Source organism: Schlesneria sp. (assembly GCF_036405755.1).
Lineage (GTDB): Bacteria > Planctomycetota > Planctomycetia > Planctomycetales > Planctomycetaceae > Schlesneria > Schlesneria sphaerica.
The window spans coordinates 1-3,262 of record NZ_DASWWZ010000588.1 but is presented as its reverse complement, the minus strand read 5'-3'; the positions used below and the strand labels follow the sequence as shown (position 1 = coordinate 3,262).

The following is a 3,262-nucleotide window of genomic DNA, read 5'->3' as shown; positions in this document are numbered from 1 at the left end:
GTCTTTGGGGACTGGTATTTATGTCGGTTCATCAGCACACACCCGACCACGCTTTTGCCTCCATGCGACCCCGGGAGCTGGAAGGTGTGACCGTACTTGGTCGCCGCAGTATGTTGAAAGCCAGTCTCGCCGGGTTGTCAGGGCTTTCGTTGCCCGGACTGCTGCAAGCGAAAGAACAGGCGGTGACGGGAGGGAAATCATCTCCCCGCCAGAAAAGTGTGATTCTCGTCTGGATGACGGGGGGGCCAAGTCACATCGATACGTGGGATATGAAGCCTGCCGCACCGATCGAAGTGCGTGGACCCTTCTCCCCTATTTCCACCGCGTTGCCGGGAGTGCAGATTTGTGAGTATCTCCCGTTGCAGGCGGCGATGCTCAACAAGATGACCCTGATTCGTTCGGTCGACTGCCGGTTCTCCAATCACGAACCGAATATGGTCATGCAGACCGCGAATCTCGACGCGGAACCGCGAATCAATCGTGAGGCAGAAAAGTTTCCGGCGCTCGCCTCGATTATCGCCCGCGAGCGATTGGAGAGTAATCCTGACCTGCCACCTTATGTCGTGCTCAATATGAAATCTCGTTCCCATGTTGCCTGGGGCGGATATCTGGGGCACGCGTATGACCCCTTCCAGGGAAAGGATGTCGGAAGCCTGTTTTCCCTGCCGCGCGGGTTGACGACAGAGCGGCTGCATTCCCGTTCTCAATTGACCTCCGACCTTGATCGGCTGCGCCGGGATCTCGATCTATCTGGTTCGATGGAAGCGACCAACCGCTTCACTCAGCAGGCGGTCAGTATGGTGACCGGCGCGAGTGCTCGCGATGCATTCGACATCAGTAAAGAGCCAGAGTCCGTGCGGTTGAAGTACGGCGACCACGAATGGTGTCAGCAGGCGATGCTGGCAAGACGTCTCGTGGAATCGGGTGTCAGCTTTGTGACCATTGATCTCAGCAATCATGGCGCTTCCGGGACGTGGGATACTCACGGAGATAACATTCCTCCCTATGGGGGAATCTGGAATGGCTTGCGTCCTTTGCTACCGGTCTTTGACCGATTGATCACCACACTGGTTGGCGATCTTGAAGAACGGGGACTGCTGGATGATGTCCTGGTGCTTGCCATGGGTGAATTCGGACGAACACCCAAAATCGGGACGCAGGGAAGTTCAGACGGACGAGATCACTGGCCGATTGTGTCGTCGATCACGGTTGCGGGAGGTGGATTCCGCCACGGCCAAGTGATTGGAGCCACCGAGCGTGACGCAGGTCAAATTCTGGAACGTCCGGTCACCCCCGGCGATCTGGCCGCAACAATCTTCCATCACATGGGAGTTCCGCTTGATATCTCGTATCTCGATAATCGTGGCCGTCCTCGCTTCGTGATTGATCAGGGAAAGCCAATCGCCGAACTCTGTGGGTAAGTTCCACTGCTTGCCTTCTTGTGGTTCTCGTCTGGTCAAAGCCTCCGGAGAACGAGCGCCATTCCAGCAGTCACGTCTTCCCACTGCTAACGTCCCTGAGGCCGAGTCGGGAGTCTGGGTGTTGGGGTTTTGGGCGGTATGCCAGTCTGCGATCGTTTGCCGTTTGCTGAGCGGAATCCGTCGAACCGGCGGCTCCCCCCTTGGTTCGTTCGCCCAGGATGAGTGTGATCTCCATCTCGCCCTGAAGAATGCCTGATGACGGATGGGGCAGAACGCCGTTGCTGGTTCGCCTCAATTACTAATCAGTCTTCTTGCGTCCGCTTGCGAGAGGACGCGAATTCTGAGATAGCTCTGCAGCGCCGACCGAGTTCCCGATATTTTGAAAGTCGAAAATGGTCTTGCCGAATCGTTATCTCGAGATGGAAGTTGCGGGGACGCCGCGTGAGATGGGGCGTCAACTCGGCGAAGCAGCAGGAGAACTGATTCGGGGGTTCAGCGCGATTGCGATGGATCGCGTCAATTTGACCCTCGCAATTTCGCGTGAAGCGGCACTGGGTGTGGCCCGCGAATCGATTCCTTTCGTCGAGCGTTACTCGGTCGACATGCTGGAAGAAATGAAAGGGGTCGCAGAAGCTTCCCGGATCTCGCTGGACGAGCTGATGTTGTTGCAGGTCCGCAACCAGTTACAGGCGTCCGACTCGGGGTGTACCTCCCTTTCATTGGGGCGCCCGTATTGCGAGCAGCGGATCCTGGCCCAAAACTGGGATGCGGATCCGGCGCTGGATGAATTCACGATCGTCCTGACTCGCCGGCCGGCGGGTAAGCCTGCATTCATGAGTGTTACACAGGCGGGATTGATCGCGTACATCGGGTTCAACTCGGCCGGCGTCGGACTGTGTGCCAACACACTGCCAGCACCCAGTCGCAGGCTGGGCGTTCCGCATTACTTTCTCATCCGCGGGGTCTATGAATCGACCACTCTGACGGAAGCGGTCAATGCCGTATCACGGGCCGAGCGAGCGATTCCTGCGAACATGATGCTGACGACCCCACAGGGCCCGGCTGATCTGGAAGTGACTCTGGAATCGGTACAAGTCCTTGATGGTGGTGCGTCAGGGTTGGTGACGCACACGAATCACTGTCGACATCCCGAACTGATCCGGATTAATGACTCGTTTCCCGAACTGATTCAGTCTCATGCTCGCCAGACGCGAATCGACGCACTTCTAAACTTCGGGAACAGGAATGCGGAGCCGGGGTCTCAGGATGCGACGGTGAGTCGGCTGATGACCGCGCTTTCCGACCATGACGGGCATCCGAGATCGATCTGCCGGCATACGAACGATGATTCACCGCATGGTTTCTGGCAGACGGTGTTCTCTGTCATCATCGAACCTGACAAGCAGCAAATGCAGATCACGCGAGGGACCCCCTGCGATCATCCGTACGAACGATACATTCTGACTTGATGTTTCGTTGAACAAGGGAGTACAGCACGACATCAATGCGTTCCTTAATTCTGACTGACTTGAGGGACAGAGGTGCATTTCCCGGGAACGTTTTGTGGGCAGGAGCCCTTAGTTTTGTGGCTTTCTTTTCGATCGTCGCGGTGACGGTCGAATGGTAAAAAGTGTTCTTCGGGGACTGTCGATTCTCTCTTGATCTTTTGTGAGTCTTCCTTCATTCTTCCGAAACGGCGAGTTCAGGCATTTTTCGAGCTCGGTTCGGGGCCGTTGAATCGACTTGTGTTGTGGAAAGCCGTGAAAAAACGTCATGAGGAAGACGTGTTTCACCTCGTGTTATTAGGCCGTTCAAGGATTCGTCATGCCTCCTCAAGCGAT

Annotated in this window: 2 protein-coding genes; both read left to right on the top strand. The window is 56.3% G+C overall.

Translation table 11 applies throughout. From position 1 onward, the window contains the following. Nucleotides 1-20 precede the first annotated feature (20 nt). The gene (locus VGE80_RS19500; protein WP_440593821.1) at nt 21-1,421 is read left to right on the top strand and encodes a DUF1501 domain-containing protein; all 1,401 of its coding nucleotides are present in this window, start codon (nt 21-23) and stop codon (nt 1,419-1,421) included. 392 nt (nt 1,422-1,813) lie between these two features. Next, nucleotides 1,814-2,890 (top strand): C45 family autoproteolytic acyltransferase/hydolase, encoded by a 1,077-nt coding sequence (locus VGE80_RS19495; protein ID WP_440593820.1) that lies wholly within the window; start codon nt 1,814-1,816, stop codon nt 2,888-2,890. Nucleotides 2,891-3,262 lie beyond the last annotated feature (372 nt).